General features: G+C 48.0%; 12 protein-coding genes. 6 read left to right on the plus strand and 6 right to left on the minus strand.

Annotated features, from left to right (window positions below; genetic code table 11):
* Positions 1 to 20 precede the first annotated feature (20 nt).
* Genes F4Y64_03855 through F4Y64_03880 form a run of 6 tightly spaced genes read left to right on the plus strand, consistent with a single transcriptional unit; the run spans position 21 to position 6,875 of the window.
* Positions 21 to 944 (plus strand): ATP-binding cassette domain-containing protein, encoded by a 924-nt coding sequence (locus tag F4Y64_03855; GenBank protein MXX96733.1) that lies wholly within the window; start codon positions 21 to 23, stop codon positions 942 to 944.
* Between the two features lie 35 nt (positions 945 to 979).
* On the plus strand, positions 980 to 1,687 hold the full coding sequence (locus F4Y64_03860; protein MXX96734.1) for an ABC transporter permease subunit: 708 nt from the start codon (positions 980 to 982) through the stop codon (positions 1,685 to 1,687).
* Between the two features lie 21 nt (positions 1,688 to 1,708).
* Positions 1,709 to 3,223: an ABC transporter gene (locus F4Y64_03865; protein ID MXX96735.1), complete on the plus strand. Its 1,515-nt coding sequence runs from the start codon at positions 1,709 to 1,711 to the stop codon at positions 3,221 to 3,223.
* Positions 3,224 to 3,234: 11 nt separating this feature from the next.
* Positions 3,235 to 4,125 (plus strand): DUF4340 domain-containing protein, encoded by an 891-nt coding sequence (locus F4Y64_03870; protein MXX96736.1) that lies wholly within the window; start codon positions 3,235 to 3,237, stop codon positions 4,123 to 4,125.
* A 15-nt stretch (positions 4,126 to 4,140) separates the two neighbouring features.
* Positions 4,141 to 5,988, plus strand: coding sequence for a molecular chaperone HtpG (gene htpG / locus F4Y64_03875; protein ID MXX96737.1), 1,848 nt, complete (start codon positions 4,141 to 4,143; stop codon positions 5,986 to 5,988).
* Between the two features lie 8 nt (positions 5,989 to 5,996).
* Positions 5,997 to 6,875 carry an ROK family protein gene (locus tag F4Y64_03880; protein ID MXX96738.1) on the plus strand — a complete coding sequence of 293 codons (879 nt, stop codon included), beginning with the start codon at positions 5,997 to 5,999 and terminating at the stop codon, positions 6,873 to 6,875.
* Positions 6,876 to 7,164: 289 nt separating this feature from the next.
* On the opposite strand, the gene F4Y64_03885 is transcribed toward F4Y64_03880, so the two are convergent.
* The 6 genes from F4Y64_03885 to F4Y64_03910 are packed head-to-tail and all read right to left on the minus strand — an operon-like array spanning position 7,165 to position 16,493.
* Positions 7,165 to 9,063: a hypothetical protein gene (locus F4Y64_03885; GenBank protein ID MXX96739.1), complete on the minus strand. Its 1,899-nt coding sequence runs from the start codon at positions 9,061 to 9,063 to the stop codon at positions 7,165 to 7,167.
* Positions 9,060 to 11,432, minus strand: a complete 2,373-nt coding sequence (locus tag F4Y64_03890; protein MXX96740.1) for a sensor histidine kinase — start codon at positions 11,430 to 11,432, stop codon at positions 9,060 to 9,062. Before F4Y64_03890 ends, F4Y64_03885 begins: the two co-directional genes overlap by 4 nt.
* A gap of 20 nt (positions 11,433 to 11,452) precedes the next feature.
* Positions 11,453 to 11,914: a hypothetical protein gene (locus tag F4Y64_03895; GenBank protein MXX96741.1), complete on the minus strand. Its 462-nt coding sequence runs from the start codon at positions 11,912 to 11,914 to the stop codon at positions 11,453 to 11,455.
* A 21-nt stretch (positions 11,915 to 11,935) separates the two neighbouring features.
* The gene (locus F4Y64_03900; protein MXX96742.1) at positions 11,936 to 14,062 is read right to left on the minus strand and encodes an AAA family ATPase; all 2,127 of its coding nucleotides are present in this window, start codon (positions 14,060 to 14,062) and stop codon (positions 11,936 to 11,938) included.
* Positions 14,063 to 14,074: 12 nt separating this feature from the next.
* Positions 14,075 to 14,305, minus strand: a complete 231-nt coding sequence (locus F4Y64_03905) for a hypothetical protein (protein ID MXX96743.1) — start codon at positions 14,303 to 14,305, stop codon at positions 14,075 to 14,077.
* 16 nt (positions 14,306 to 14,321) lie between these two features.
* Positions 14,322 to 16,493 (minus strand): DEAD/DEAH box helicase, encoded by a 2,172-nt coding sequence (locus F4Y64_03910; protein ID MXX96744.1) that lies wholly within the window; start codon positions 16,491 to 16,493, stop codon positions 14,322 to 14,324.
* Positions 16,494 to 16,620 lie beyond the last annotated feature (127 nt).

A 16,620-nucleotide genomic window follows, 5' to 3' on the forward strand; every position in this document is an offset into this window, starting at 1 on the left:
GTTTAATTCAGAATTAGCTTATGATCGAGGTCCAAAATCTCAGTAAATCGTACGGTCCTGTTGAGGCCGTGCGCTCAATATCTTTTCGGGTAGATCAGGGGGAGGTCGTTGGCTTTCTGGGCCCAAACGGTGCGGGAAAGTCCACGACCATGAAGGTTATGACCGGATATCTCCCGCCCAACGAGGGGACCGTTCTCGTGGATGGCATGGATATCCGTAAAGAAGCACTCCCGGTACGGGAGCGGATAGGTTACCTGCCGGAAAGTACTCCACTGTACGCAGACATGATTACCTACGATTACTTGGAGTTTGTTGCCGCAATGCGCGGCATTTCCGCAGAGGATCGTCCGGCACGTATTCGGGCAATGACCAATGCGTGCGGTCTGCATGATGTCCTTTCAAAGCGTGTGGATGCGTTATCCAAGGGGTATCGACAGCGGGTTGGCTTGGCCCAGGCAATGATCCATAACCCTCCCATTTTGATTTTGGATGAGCCAACGAGTGGTCTGGATCCAAACCAGATTGTCGAAATTCGTGAACTCATTCGGGAGATCGGGAGAGAGCGGACAGTAGTGCTTTCCACACATATTCTATCTGAGGTGCAGGCCTCCTGTGACCGCGTGATCATTATTGACAACGGAGTCCTGGTGGCCGACGGAACCCCCGAAGAGCTTCGTTCCAGCCTTTCAGGAGGCGAGCAGGTCTCCGTCACTTTGCTGGATAATGAGGAGGAGGTCGCATCCGTTCTTGGCTCCTGGGATCCAGCCGAGGTGGTTGAGCACGGCACGGACGACAATGGAGAGACATACTTCAGGCTGAACTCCTCAAGTGATATCCGGGCGGACTTGTTTCGGCTGGCCGTGAGCCATAACTGGACACTGACTGGCCTGCACCGAGAGGGCAAGAACCTGGAAGATGTCTTCCGGCAATTGACCAGTGGTTAATTCCGGACAGGTACATCCAAGACTTTAGACGAACTATGCATCAAACCTGGATTCTTACAAAGCGTGAATTGAGGGCCTACTTTGATGGGCCAGCAGCGTACGTGGTATTATGTGTATTCCTGGCCATCACAGGCTGGTTTTTCAGTAATGCACTGTTTTTACAGAACGTGGCTTCCCTGCGTTCGGTGTTTTCGATTGCCCCCTTCATTTTTCTGTTCTTTATGCCTGCACTGACGATGTCATCCTTTGCCGAAGAGCGCCGCGCAGGAACACTGGAATTACTCTTGACCCTTCCGGTCCGCGACTGGCAGGTCATCCTGGGAAAACTCCTGTCGGTTGCCCTCCTGTTGCTGCTGGCGATTGTACTCACGTTTGTGTACGCGATCACGCTGGCTCTACTTGGAGATCTGGATTTAGGTGGGACGGTTGGAGGCTATCTGGGATTGTTTTTACTGGGGATCACTTACGGGGCCATTGGCATCTGGGCCAGCAGCCTGACCCGTAACCAGATTGTTGCATTCATCCTTGGCTTTGCCATCATCTTCCTGTTGTTTTTGCTTGACAAGATTACAGACTTTGTCCCGGGTCAACTGGGAGTCATTATGCAATATCTGGGTGCGGATTACCATTTCCAGAACCTGATGCGCGGGGTGATTGATACTCGTGACATCCTTTACTACGTGTCGTTAACAGGATTTGCTTTTCTGCTGACGACTTACACCTTGGCCAAGCGGCCGGAATAGACTGATTGTGACTGCCGAGCCATGAAACGAGATTTTTCTGCACAAACTACAATACTCCTCGCTGCTGCGATTCTGGTCGTGGTCAACCTGATCGGCCTGAATATCTTCGGGCGACTGGACCTAACGGACGATCGAGTGTATTCGCTCTCGCGTGCATCCAAAGATATTGTCCAGACTCTTGAAGACCCGGTTACCATCACGGCGTTCTTTACTGCTGATCTGCCAGCACAATTTGCCTCGAATCGGAGGTTTTTGAGGGATAAACTTGATGACTACCGTGCGTACGGTGGACAGAACATTGAGTATCAGTTTATCGATCCGGGAGAGGATGAGGATCTGCGCGGTGAAGCCGGACGACTGGGCATTCCCCCGGTCCAGATTCAAGTGATTGAAAGTGACAACGTACAGCTGAAAAATGCCTACATGGGTGTCGCGATTGAGTACGAGAATAACCGTGAAACTATTCCGGTGGTTCAGGATCTGTCACGACTTGAGTACGACTTGACGAGCGCAATCCGGCGATTAACGCGTGAAGAGAAGCCGGTCGCAGGATTCTGGACAGGTCACGGAGAGCCGGATCCCATGCAGAACATGCAGACCCTGCAGCAAAGCCTCTCGACCAACTATGAGGTTCGGATTGTAACAGCGGCTGACATAGGAGGAGCAGACAGTCCAGATGTACTGCTGGTCATTGCACCAAACGATACAATCCCGGATCCTGATCTTCAGGCACTGGATGCATACATCATGGACGGTGGGCGTGTCGGGTTCTTACTGAACCGCGTGGCTGCGAACCTGCAGGCGGGCCAGGCTGTCGAGTTGAATATTGGCATTGAACCGCTGCTCGCGAATTATGGGATCATTCTTACCCCGAACCTGATCATGGACGAGCAGAGTTCTGTCGTCACCGTTCAGCGACGTCAGGGATTTTTCAACATCGCCCAACAGATTCAGTATCCCCTCTTTCCCGTTGCCTCCCGATTCAATTCGGAGAACCAAATGGTGAATCGGTTGCAGGAACTCATGTTTTACTTCGTAAGCTCGGTTGATACGAGTGCCGCGCTGCCGCCGGGAGTGACGCGTGAACCCCTCATTTATTCGTCTCCGCAGAGTGGCTTGCAGCAGGGATTCTTTATGCTACAGCCAACAGAAACCTCAGCAACGCTATCGGGAGGCCCCTATTTGTTAGGTGCCGCCTTTGTTGGACCGTTCCCCAGCGTATATACGCCTGGGAGAACCAGTCCACCAACCCGACTAGTGGTTGTAGGAGATGGAGACTTCGTCAACGAGTCCATCGTCCCCCCGAACGGCGGCAGTACTCAGTTTGGATTAAATCTGGTTGACTGGCTCGTTCAGGACGAGGCGCTCCTGAGCATTCGCTCAAAATCAATCGAACCGCGAACGCTCCGGGACGTCTCGGAGGGTATGCGGCCTATAATCAAGTATGCCAATATGCTTGGACCACTGCTGATTGTGGTCTTATTGGGACTTGTGCGTTGGCGCAGACGACGTGCAAGACAAATTGTAGTCCTGTAACTATCTGACTTATGCGACAAAAGCAAACACTTGTACTTGGCGGCACGCTGGTTCTACTTTTGGTTCTTGCCTGGTTATCTGGTGTGTTTGACCGAAACCCGAGTAGTATTCGTGTACCGGAGTTGGACCTTCCGACCGATGAAGTAACACACATCTCCGTTACGTTGCCGGACACAGAACTGAGTCTGGAAAAACAAGGCTCGCGGTGGTTCATGCGTGCGCCTGTAGATATGCCTGCCGACTCACTAACAATAGCACGTGTTTTGACCGAACTGAGTGATCTCTCACTGAATAATCGTGCAACCAGCAACACGGATCGCTACGAAGTTTACGGTATTGATTCGACCGCGTCTGCGGTCACGCTTACGTGGCCTGATGGGTCAGAGGAGATTGTGATTTCGAGACAGGGGCGTGATTATATGTCGATTTATGTTCGCATCGGAGACGATCCCAACGTCTATTCAACCAATGGCCGAGTCACCGTAAATCAGGATCCAGAAAGGTGGCGAGACCGTGGGGTCGTTGATCTGGGCATGGGGACTGTTACTTCTGCCCGGGTGACACGTCAAGATGTGTCTTATGAGGTTTCCTTTGATGGCGGCACCTGGATGGTGGACGATCAGCCGGGGGATAGTTTACAGATCACTAACTGGCTACGTCGATTTGCACCACTGAATGCGGACGGGTTCTTCGATGACCTCCCCGTGCAGGTTCTGACAGATGCCAGCTACCGCGTTGACTTTTCAACCAATGTGAATGCCACCGTGTCCATACAGGCAATGCATGCAGAATCTGCAGTTGCTCTGGTTCCCGGTGGAGGCCAATTTACGTACAGAATCTTCGAGAGTCGACTAGATCAAATTTTCCCAGAGCGGGAATCACTACTTGCCCAGGGAGAGTAGCCTGAACCTATTTGGATGACCGAGAACACATCAACTCAGCAGTTTGAGTATAAAGCTGAGATGCAGCAGTTGCTGCATCTCATCGTCAATTCGCTCTACACCAATCAGGAGATCTTCCTTCGGGAATTGATTTCAAATGCGTCAGACGCCCTGAACAAGGCTCGTTTTCGGCAACTGACCGATCATTCTGAAGGTAACCATAAAGATCTCCAGATCACGATTACTTTAGATAAAGAGACCAAGACCCTGTCCATAGAGGATACGGGGATTGGGATGACGCACGAGGATCTGATTGAGCGGTTGGGGACCATTGCAAGCAGCGGTACACTGGCATTTATCGAGGAGCAAAAAGCATCCGGTAAACCAGTAGATGCCGGCTTGATTGGTCAGTTCGGTGTCGGCTTCTATTCTGCGTTCATGGTCGCAGATGAAATCGTTCTTGAAACGTTGCATGCCGATGAGGGGGCCGAGCCATTCAATTGGACAAGTGATGGAACCGGAACGTATGCGATCAGCCCAGGCACGAGGGAAGATCATGGAACTAAGATCACATTGCATCTGAAAGAGGAGGCAAAAGAATTTGCGGAAGAAACTCGCGTTCGGTCCATCATCCGGAAGTATTCAAATTTCGTGGACTTTCCTATCCAGCTTGGTTCCGATCAGGTAAATACGTTAAAGGCACTCTGGAAAAAGCGCAAGGAAGACATCACAGAGGATGAACGGAATGAGTTCTATAAATTCGTGACAGGTGATTTTGCAGAGCCTTTCGGACATCTGCACCTACAGATCGAAGGACTCCTTTCCTTTGAAGCTCTGCTGTTCGTCCCTGCGCAGGCTCCCGTGTCATTTTTTCGGGAAGATCGTCGGAGTGATCTTCATCTCTACTGTTCGGGTGTGTTTGTACGTGACGATGCCGAAGAGTTGCTCCCCGATTATCTGCACTTCGTGCGGGGTGTCGTGGATACGGATGATCTTCCACTAAACGTGTCCCGGGAGGTAACGCAAAACAGCCCCGTTGCCCAGCGCATTCGATCCACGTTGACCGGCAAGTTGCTCGGTCTCCTGAAGGAGTGGGCTACCGACGATGGCGAACGATATGAGAAGTTCTTCCTGAATTTTGGTCCAGTACTTAAGACGGGACTCTGGAGCGATATGTCCCGGCACGATGAACTCTTGGAGCTGATGCGTTACCCGTCAACAAACAGCGAAAATCTGACGTCGCTCCATGATTATGTGGAACGTATGACTGGGGATCAGGAAACCATTTATTACCTATTGGCGGATTCTCTTGAGTCTGCCCGAAAGAGTCCTCACCTTGAGGTTTTTGCTCGTAAAGGGATTGAGGTTTTGCTTCTACCGGATCCCATTGATGCACTTACGCTTCCAAACGTACAGAAGTTTGAAGAAAAGAACTTCGCTAGCGTGACTGCGGCCGAGCTTGATCTGGGCGAAGATGAGGAGTCGGAACCGCTGCCTGGGGATGATCGGGACGCGCTGCTCTCACTCTTCCGGCTCCAGTTGGGAGACCGGATACAGGATGTGGTCGCTTCCAAACGTCTGGTTGATTCTGCCGCGACACTGGTAGCCGCCAAAGATGGACTTGATCCGCAGTTAGAGCGGATGATGAAATCCATGAATCCCGACTATGAGGGGATGAAGAAAGTGCTGGAAATCAATGTGGAGCATCCACTGATGCAAAATATTCTGGCACTCAAATCTTCTGAAAATCAGGATACTCTGATCGAAGAAGCCATTGAACAGGTCTACGAAGGTGCCCTTCTTCTGGATGGCAATCTCGCAGAGCCCTCTGCATTTGTAGAGCGTATGACTCGTATCCTTGTAGATGCGACTCGCACTCAGTAACTCGTACCGTGAAAACTGACTCTCTTCTTGGAGGAATCGAAGCAGGGGGAACGAAATTCGTCTGTGCAATTGGCCACCCGCCAGACGACATCCATGCCGTAGAGCGATTCCCTACAACAACGCCGGAAGAGACGATCAGTCGAGCAGTGGACTTCTTTCGTTCACAGCCTCAACTGCCGGATTCCATTGGCATCGCCACATTTGGCCCCGCTGATGTGCGACCAGATTCAGAGACCTATGGATTTATTACCAGTACCCCGAAATCAGGCTGGTCAAACACGGACTTGGCCGGACGGATTTCACGAGAGTTGCAACGCCCAGTCGCCTTTGATACGGATGTCAATGGTGCCGCGGTCGGCGAATACTTATGGGGAGCCGGGCAGGGGACACAAAATCTTCTCTATCTTACGATTGGGACGGGTTTTGGGGGTGGGGCCCTGGTGAATGGTCAACCTGTTCATGGGCTCGTACACCCGGAGATGGGACATCTTTTTTTGCCGCGTGCCGAGGGAGACAATTACGAGGGAAATTGTCCCTTTCATGGTGCTTGCCTGGAGGGGATGGTGGCTGGGCCAGCGATCCAGGCACACTGGGGGACTCCTGCCGAGGCCCTTCCACCGGACCATATTGCATGGTCGTTTGTGGCGCATTACCTCTCGTTTGCGGTAACCAATATGATCCTGATTCTCTCACCTGAACGGGTCATTATGGGCGGCGGAGTGATGCAGCAGGAGCATTTATTTTCTGCGATTCATTCACGTGTCCAGTCACACTTGAACGGGTATGTAAAGGCGAAAGAACTGATAGATCAGATTGACCGGTATATCATCCCACCTGGACTTGGAAGCAGGGCTGGCGTGCTTGGAGCGATGGCACTCACACTGTAATACTCCCTGATATCTTTATTGTGGAGGTGGTGAGAAGAAGCTTGTACGATGACCACTTCATATACGGGTCAATCGTTTTGCCACTTACACGGAACTTCTAAAAAGGGTCTTGCACGAGGCCCAACTTTAGGCTATGTCCACAATAATTGGTCAAGCGATAAGGGAGGTAATCCAATTGTTTGATTGCCAATTTATATAACCCCTGACATAATTCCGGCTCGTGTTCAGACAGAACGACATGATATACCCAGTTGTCACTGAAAGAGGGGATTGTATAGTGTAAGCGCATTCATCTTAATTCCCCACCTTCACCCGATATATCCGCTACTTGAACAATAATAGCTGAGTGTTTATAATCCTTTGCTTTAACAGACACTCCTTCCGCAATATTGTTGTTCCAAATTACGGTCGCATAGATCTTTCCGTTGTCATCGGACTCGATGAATTTTTTCCCATTTTCATTGGGTACTTCCACCTGGCCACGCTCAAACTTGGTGATAAATTCAGAGTCCCCCTTAATAGCCTCCAAACTTTCGCGTACAGACTTAAACACGCTCTTCTCATTGAGATCCTGCAGTGATTGTGCAATCCGGTCACAAGTTTGCTCTGTCAAGACGAGGTGCTGGACGGATTTTGAATCGTCTGTACGACCAACATAGCAAGAGGCGGGTCCAACATTACCGATGTCAAGTTCGCGGGTCTTACCGCTGGTGTCAATATAAAACAGTGACACACTGATCGGAAACGGAACTGGCAAATTCGCTGGCAGACCAATCCGCCCCATACGTGCAAGCAATTTCTGTTGTAGCTGAATTGCATAGGTCTCCCGCAACCGGGCAATCCTGGTCAACTGTCCCTCTTGACGGAGAGATTCTATGAGATCATCCCGATGCCGCGACTCTACCGCTTTTAATTTCCATTTGATCCATTTGCGCTGTCCATTTGGCTGAATCATAATTGGTGTTCGGGCCACGTTATCGTCTCGATACGACCAATCTCTAGGTTGAAGCTCGCTGAGCTCCCCATGCAGTAGCATAATGTGCTCAACGTCATCACGGCTAAGATCGCAGGCTGGTGTCACGACGAGTAAGACCTGTTCACATTCACTCTTCGATTTGAGTATATCACCGAACTGTAGATTGCGCGTGCCTGTGTCTTCGGATAATCTCAGCCTCTTCGGATGCGAAAATATCATTCGATGTACGAATTTCTGTAAATCTGGAGTTCCAGATAAATGAGGGGCAGGGTAATTGGTTGAGTCAATATTATTCAGTTCTAGAGCTGCTTCAATTGTCCTGTCATCACCTTCAATCTCGTGTTGCAGAACGCGATCTGCAACATCGATGAGATAGTCGCCTAAGCACTCTCCTTCAAAGTTCAGGAGCAGTGTCCAGATTTGTGCTATGTCTGGTAGATCTAAACGCCTGATTTGCCGAAGGAAGGTCTCGCGCGTACTTTTGAGACATTCGTCCCACGCATACAAAAATCCCGCGACCCGTTTCGCATCTTCATAATGGTTGGCCAATCTTCTCAGTATCAATTCTAACCTGCGATCCCTCTCAAGATCGGCTTTGCTTTCCACACGAAAAGTAGAAGCTAATAGTTTCGCCTCATCTCGGAAATAATCTTTTTTTCCATCCAGGCGACCACTGTCCGATGTTAGAATGATAAGCGGAGGATTATCAGTCCTATCCTCGACGAGTTGGCGGACTAGATCAACACCAAGATTAATGTCATCATCGGATCGCTGCCTTCCTAGAAAAAGATCAATTATTATTATATCTGCTTTACGTGCCTCATCAAGGAAATCACGCCCCACCTTCGTGCAGGTCAAATCAACATCTTTAAGCTTATGAACAATTTTATCGAGCCTACTTCTCTCAGTCCTGTTAAAATTCTCGTAATCTCCGAAAAGTGTAGAGATAGCAGCTCCTTTAAATTCGTTTCGACTACTCCAGAGAACACCTATAAATTTCTGTGACTTCCGAAGGTCACTGTCGTCGGTCTCTTCAAATTCAGGATACAATTCCGATAGTTGTGTGCGATCCTCCTCTGTAAGGTCATCAAGAAACGTTGACCAATCTCTGTCGTCCAACTCATCAGGTTTTGGTACTTCATCAAATGCGTCGTCAATCACAACGGCCTTTCGGATGCCTTTCTGGAGAAGCAAAGTTTTCAAATCCATCATGACAAGGCGACTTTATTAGGCAGTTCAAGAATAAATCGATGAAGTCGGCCAGTTTCGGAATTTACTTCTTCATCCAGAGTCAATGTTCCGCCGTGATATTCTGCACATTCCCGAGCGATGTACAAGCCCAGCCCCCGGCGATTAGGCTTTTCTTTTAACGAAAAAAACGCTCGAAAAATCTCTTCTTGGTTTTCTTTCGTAATCCCACTGCCATTGTCTTGGTATGAGACAGTCAGAGGATCGGTATCTATTGAGATAGCGATTTCTGGCTTGAATCTCGGTTCACGCTGTCGGCGCATATCAAGCCAGTAAATAGAATTTGAAATCAAATTTTCAATGATTTGTATGATCATGCCCTTCACTGCATTTACGCGAACTCTGTGGTTGGGCAACGTCAATTTGGGTTTAATTTCGTGGCGTATGAATTGACGACTATGAGAGTTTAGGACATCCTGGACTAAAACATCAAGTGCGAATTGTTCCCTCCGCTGTCTTCCAGATACGCTAAGGGGATCTAGGATACGAAGACGCTTGCTGACGGATTTGATTTCTGACCGAAGCGAAATTAACAAGCCGCGTATTTGATCAGGGACATTCTTCTCACGTAAAGCCTCGAGAGCTACAAGTGCGTTTTCCGTTGACCTTGCTAGTTCGTGCGCTACGACCTCAACAAGGAGACCAACACCTGCCATTTGTGTCATCATCTGCTTTTCTTCTTCAACTTCGGAGATCCGTGACTGCATGCGCGAAATAGTCTGCTTGATTTCTGTAAAGACATCCTGTAATTCATTTACAGTATCAACGGACTCTGGAGCAAGACGCCTGATTTGTTTAATAGAATTATTTGCTCTATCCTCTAAAGCTGATATCTCTGTCTTGACTTTGGCCACGTCTAGTGGCTGGCCTTTCTTACTTGACGCAAATTGGTTAAGAAAGCGCCGGAGCCTATTCTGGATGGTATTATTCAACAAATCAATGAGTACTTGTTGTTCAGGACTTTCGCGGAGCCCCTGCCGATTCGTCTGATCGACGAGCTTTGGATTCCCGAGCCGGGAAATTGTTACCCGACCAACAAATTGTGCCTTATTTAGCAGATAACCTTTGCTTCCCAGTGCCCGTCTATCCAATTCCAGCCAGTCATTGTCTTGTTCACCGTATGGCAAAACGCGGAAACCATCACGGAATAGGAGGATACCCGACCAATGACGTTGCAGGTCACGTACCTCTTTCTGATTGCCAATACTGTCTATACCCGACAGACGTTTTCTATTGAACCAGTAAGCTTCAAATTGGAATTCACCTAAATCATTCAGTGCCGAAGGCGGGACTCTTCTAGAAGTTCCCACAACTAACCCTTCCAGTTCAGGTACGGTAAGATTAAGAGGTACCTTCTTCTTTGGATGATCAAAGCCTAGATCCAATGCTTCAAGTGTGCCTACTAAAGCGGGACCAGAGTCACTGATTATATATCGCCCTTTAACCGCTGCGTGGGCATGTTTCAACAGACCTTTGTCCATTCGGGGAATTGAATTTCGCGACCCATTCCAGGAAACCGCAATTCTCGGGCGCCTCTTGGTATCCGAGAATGGATCCGTAAGGCGTGAGAAGTCATGCTCACACATCTCTTTGACACGCTTATCTGTCCAGTCAGCAGCCAATGCTCCAACGATAAGCCGCGTCCCACTCCAATCAGGTTCTGGCTTTGGGCTACCCAGCACAGGGGTAACCTCGACCGTGTCAAGCATAGCGTCGTGGTTGTCAAACTCTGACCAATCAATCGTCAAAATATTAAGGAGAGTATCGCTTTTCTTTGCCGTTTCAACCTTCAGGATATTTCCCAATCGCATCGCGGAGAGTCGCCCAATTCCTTTTTCACCCAGATATGGTGCACGTTTATCCTGATAGGAGTGGTCGGTGAGTGCCGCATCTATTTCGCGTTTTCGGGAAGCCGTACCTATCGTGAGATAGTTGTCAATCAAATCCTGCTTCGACATCCCTGTGCCCGTGTCGGACACGATTATCCTGTTTTCATGAGCATAAACTTCATCAAGTGTACTTAAAAAGGATTGTAAATCTTTGACTTGACCAATTGCCTCGTGAAAACGATGGAGAGAATCTTTCGGTGCAGATGAATTCAAAGCTTTATATAGATCAACCTTGAGACGGCTGATCTCTACCGTCCCATCAATCGCTCTTCGTCGGAACTTCAGATAGTCGTTGCGCCGCAGTACGATTTCAAAACAAATTTCTGCACCATTTGGCGATTTAGCGTCAAAAGCATTTTTGATTAGTTCATAAAATGCAACCAGGTCAGAGCCAATTAACTCGGCACCAAGCGCCAATACTGTTCGAGCACTAACCCTAAACAAATCGTCACCTCCAGATTTTGTTATACGGTTTTCTCTTTCCGCAAGAGCAAATCAATAGCGTCCGATAAATTCCAAATCGGTTCTGCGTCACCGTCTCTCAGCATGGCAATGACTGTCGAGATGCCAGCCACGGCAAGACCGTTAGCTAATGAGAGCATTTTGTTCGGCTCAGAGACAATCTTCACATCTCCAGATTTGCTGACCGCAATGAGCATGAGCATGTGAATTCGCCAAGGATCACTTCCGAATATTGACGCACCGGTAATCTTAATAGTTTTGGATTTAGTAATCTCGGCAGGTTCGAGTCCGAGTCGACATGCGACACACACAGAAAGGAACCAAAAGTCTATCATGCGAGGAAAGGGACTCTGATTGATCACTGAATTAGCTTCACGCTGACTGTATCGGTGAAATGCTTCATGGAATTCCTCCGGTACGATGATGTCTTTTCCTGCAAAAGGGTTGTAATACCGATCCGCCATTCTGATCTCCTAAGATTATATTTACAGCTCTGTCTCGGAATTTAAGCGGCGCTGGCAGAGTTGACAAGTACTCTTATGGTCGCAATTACAGCGGAGCACCTTGCGTTCAAAAACACCGGGATCATTTATCAGCATAATAGGATAGTGTGCGGGATTCGTGAGTGTATAAACGTTACCAGCAGCTTCGTCAATGATGTCCTCACATCCGTGGATCTCGTCGTGGGTTAGAAACAGTATAAGTTGTTTGCTTTCGTGCACAGCCTTGCGTAAAATAGATCGTTTCACGAAACCACTTGTCATGCCGAGTGGGGTATCAATGACATTAGGGGCTTCAACTTCGCTGACCTTTGTCAGCGCCAATATGAATGCGAGCGTCAATGCTCTGCGTGATGCTCCATTCAGGTCCCGATCTGGATCAAGTGTCCGATTCTCCGGGCCATGCACAATGATGTCGAATTCCCTGCTGATCTCGGCGCGTTGAATCATGGCCCGTTGTTCAGGGTCCGAACCAATCATTTCGAGGAAAATACTATTCATTTGATCACTCACCTTTTGCAATTCCACATGTGCGATTTGCCTGTAGGAATTCTGCAAGACCTCCAATATGTCTCCTGTAACATCCCGTTCAGCAAGTATACGTTCTCCCATCCTCTTTTGGCGAAGCAGACTGTCCCGTTTTGATTCCAAGCTTTTTTGCTCCTTAGTCAGACTTTCTAGTTGGGTATTGATGGCTGATTCCTTCCGCAGGAACCGGTCTCGCTGCTCTTTGCTTTTCTGAAGAGTTTCGCGGAGACCTTGTATATCTGTATCGGGTAACGAGTCAAGTTGTGTTTCAAGATTTCGAAGCTCCCGCCCCTTTTCATCGCGTTGCTTCTTCAAGTAGTCACGGCGCTCAATCACTGCTTTGGATTCTTGTAACCATGTTGTTTCTCCAGAGGCATGGTCAGCCAATAGCGTCTTCGTATCGTAGTACAGGTCGGTAATGATTCCTTGGATTTCGCTGGAGCGCTGACTATCCCTAATTAATTTCTGTATATGTGCACGGCGCTTCTTATCCTCTAGATTTCCTAATTCGAGTGTTTCTCCACAAATGCAGACTTTCGCTTGAAGGCGGTCACGCAATAGCGGAATCGTAATATTTGGAATTTTGCCCTGATCATGCAACTCATCCAGTTTATCGAATGCATTGGACAGTACGGGCGAAAGGAGGCTAGTCGCAATTGACCGGCCACGAAACAATTTTGAATGATCCTTTTCCGCCGCGTCGCGTAAGCCACCGAGCTGTTTGATCTCCTCCCGAACACGGTGAAGGTCTCTTTTCAACTTCTCCCTATCACCTTTTTCCAGTGCCGCCGAAATTTTACGATCAATAGAGACGCACAGATCATCAAAGGTCACGAATTGCTGTTTCACCTCTTCAAGTTTCTCCACCAGTGTCTCACTCTTGTTTTCTATCTCTTCAAGTTTTGTTGCGATTGTCTTTAGTTCACTGTCTCCCCCAAGCTGTTTTGATTTTCTATTTACTTCCGATGCAGACTTTCGCACATGTTTGATTGCATCGTTGATGACCTCAAGCCCGAGAAGAGAATGAATTGCCCGTTGTACTCGCTGGCGTTTGGTAGATTGAGTAGCTTCAACAAAACTTAATGCTCGATCTCCGTCAGTGAAGAATATCCCCCTGAGTTCCGGCGGTAGCTCATCATTGATGAAAGCCTCTGGTTCATGAATTGGACTTGCACCGGTCTCAGTTAATTGGAATAGTCTGACCGTTGAATGGCGACGGCGTGAGATATGGTCTTCTACATCTTCAAGTGTGGAGCGAATGATGCGGTATCGATAGCATGATTTCTCCTTCATGCCAGAAATAAGACGAAACTTCGTCAACTCAAACTCTACCGTAACCATGATCTGAGCGTTTTTACCTTCACTTGCCTGCCAGTCAATAGGGTGGAGCCGAAAACTAGTGCCCCCGTCAGGAAGGGCTACATTTCCGTATAGAGCCCACTGCAAGCCGTGAAGAATTGTCGTCTTGCCAGACTCATTTGCTGCACGGATCACGGTGAGACTCTTTTTGGGATCGGTTGAAAAATCCAGTTCAAGATCACGCAGCATTCGAAAATTCTGAAAATTTGCTCGGAGAAGTTTCATGAGCCCGGCACTTCAAGAATTGGTCGCTTCACTGCGCTGAGAAGCAAGGAACCTTGCAGCAGCATTACACTTGTCGTTGATCTTTTTCTGGATATTCATTCGGGACACTCTATGTTTATATTCATACTCTAAAATTTCTGCAATCACACGAATCATCTCATCCTGATAACCAACGCACCTATCTTCAATTGAGTGACACTGCTCAAGAATGATCGAAATGATTTTTCTGTCGTTAAGTGGCATGATTATCCCTTGTTCGTCACAGAAACGCAGCGTCAACCATTTGATTGATAACCTTGTGTGGACCATCTGGTAGACCTGCATTTCTTGCTAGGCTCGCGAATTCTTGCACACGATCTAGTTCCGAGCGCACAAGTGTGCGCGTGTCGGGGTCAAGACCATTCTCCAACCCCGGTGGTAGTGCTAAGATGTCGTGGATGACACTGTGTGTTTTACCAATAGCATCACAAGTCCGCAGGAGGCGTCCGCGTCGCTGTACCCACTGCCGTTCTACTGTTGTGCTCGCAAGAATAAATGCCTTGCATATTTGGGGGATGTTTACGCCTTCGTCAAGCACGCGTTTTGCAGTAAGAACTTGGATATCTCCCTCCTGAAATGACTTGATGATCTGCTTCGTCCGTTTCCGATTTACTGTTTCTTCAGCCGTAAGTTGGTGGAAAAGAATATTGTTGTCCGAAAGCAGTCGGTTAACGTTGTTCAGCTGATCTGGTCCTTTATCAGACGTATAAATCAGGGTATGGCGGAGATTACTCTTGTCTTCCTCATTCAGTAGGTCGACTAGCATGGCAACCTTACCTGATGCTGTTTCCAGTAAGGCCCGCCGTTTCCACATCAACTTGGAGAGATATTCGTCTGGATTTCCGTCTTCGTGACGCCAAGCGTTTTGCTTAATCTTACCAGTAAGATAAAGCCAATCTTCTAACTCACTTTGCGAGAGATAAACGGGGTGAACATAGTAGTCGTATTCAACCAAGCAGTGGCCAATGGCTTCTTCAAGTGTGAAATGGAATACGACCGGCCCAAAATATCTTAGTAAGGCTACTGTCCCGGCCTCATCATACTGGCGGACAGGCGTTGCAGACAAACCGAGACGATAATCAAAACAATCGGGAGGGTCGTTGATAAATGAAGGCCTTCCAAGATTATGTGCTTCATCCGCGATTAACAGCCGATTACAATCAAATTCCTTTAGATTAGCAAGAAAATTGGGGGTACACAATGTGTCGTGGCTGACAACAACGACCTCTATGTCCGACAAATCAAAGCGTAATTGTCGTCTCAATCTTTGTAGTTCGCGGCCACGCTTTTTGGGGTTACCTACTTTCGAAAGATTGACAGGATTTAATCCAAATGTCGTGATTTCATCACACCATTGTTCAATTAAAGGCACGTATGGAACCGCAATTACGATGAGTAGAGGCCGTTTCTTTTGATAAAGGTGGTAAGCTCCGATCATTGAGGTGATTGTCTTCCCTGAACCGGTCGCCATTTCCAATATACCTTGATACCCAGAATCACACCATGCCGTTACAGCTTTTCCCTGATGTTGAAACGGTCCTGTTTTGTAATCCAGCCAATTCGGAATTGTAAACTGGACAGAACGATCTGGGCGAATATGAGACGGGATAGATTCGTTCGAGATTTCTATGGCTCGATCATATAGTTTCTTCAACTCGTTCTCAGTTGGAGGCGACTCTGATTTGTAAGAATGAATCAGACGTTGACGAATCGCATCGGGAATATCAATAGTAATACAGTTTTCGTGATTATCATCCCAGAGATTTTTGAAAATATTTTGCAATTTCTCAGTGGTGTAGCTTTGGCCAGAGTCTTGCCATGATCTAGATATAGCAATTTGTTCTAGATTTCTCCGTATCCCTGCGTGGGTGACGTTACTTGAACCATGTGCGGCAACTACATGATTGTCGCTCTTGAAAAGCCACACCTTTGGATGAAACAGAGCATCCTTCATTAAGGCAACCTTGATTTCAATCTTACGCTCTCTAAGTAGCCACGAAAGACATTTGAGTGTGTGATTCTGGAGCAAGTCCTCCGTGATAATCAGGTCTTCCATTATCCTTTCCGCCACGCTTTCCACAGAGCTTACCCCCTCCTCTATCGCAATTTTGTCCTGTGTGCTGAGCAAGGGACTGATGATCAACCTAAAACTGTTCTTGGAACCGGCAATATAGGTCGCTAATCCTGGGGCAAGCAATGCAAGAACATGGCTCGAGAAAAAACCTACCATACAATCAACTTTGTCAGCGACCCTAAAACCAGGAATCAGGATTTCTTCCACGAACGGATCGCCAGGCAGCATGTAAAGCGGATGGACATCTTCTAGTAATCGGATCATCCGCTCGGTTCTCATACCTTCTGGAATGTGCTGAAGAGTCTCTAAGTATTCCATCAAATCGTCTAACTTTTCTGACGACTTCTATCCCTCAGTTTGGTCAACGCAACCAAACTGAGACTCGAAACATTCTGGATTCCACAGCAAAATATGTAGAACAGTGCACTGGAAGGGTCTTGCACTG

The sequence above is a fragment of the Rhodothermaceae bacterium genome (genome assembly GCA_009838195.1).
Lineage (GTDB): Bacteria > Bacteroidota > Rhodothermia > Rhodothermales > Bin80 > Bin80.

Bases quoted from the DNA above. Each gene is read 5' to 3' on its own strand.
- F4Y64_03855 (MXX96733.1), top strand. From the start codon at position 21: ATGATCGAGGTCCAAAATCTCAGTAAATCGTACGGTCCTGTTGAGGCC.
- F4Y64_03860 (MXX96734.1), top strand. From the start codon at position 980: ATGCATCAAACCTGGATTCTTACAAAGCGTGAATTGAGGGCCTACTTT.
- F4Y64_03865 (MXX96735.1), top strand. From the start codon at position 1,709: ATGAAACGAGATTTTTCTGCACAAACTACAATACTCCTCGCTGCTGCG.
- F4Y64_03870 (MXX96736.1), top strand. From the start codon at position 3,235: ATGCGACAAAAGCAAACACTTGTACTTGGCGGCACGCTGGTTCTACTT.
- htpG (MXX96737.1), top strand. From the start codon at position 4,141: ATGACCGAGAACACATCAACTCAGCAGTTTGAGTATAAAGCTGAGATG.
- F4Y64_03885 (MXX96739.1), bottom strand. From the start codon at position 9,063: ATGATGGATTTGAAAACTTTGCTTCTCCAGAAAGGCATCCGAAAGGCC.
- F4Y64_03895 (MXX96741.1), bottom strand. From the start codon at position 11,914: ATGGCGGATCGGTATTACAACCCTTTTGCAGGAAAAGACATCATCGTA.
- F4Y64_03900 (MXX96742.1), bottom strand. From the start codon at position 14,062: ATGAAACTTCTCCGAGCAAATTTTCAGAATTTTCGAATGCTGCGTGAT.
- F4Y64_03905 (MXX96743.1), bottom strand. From the start codon at position 14,305: ATGCCACTTAACGACAGAAAAATCATTTCGATCATTCTTGAGCAGTGT.
- F4Y64_03910 (MXX96744.1), bottom strand. From the start codon at position 16,493: ATGGAATACTTAGAGACTCTTCAGCACATTCCAGAAGGTATGAGAACC.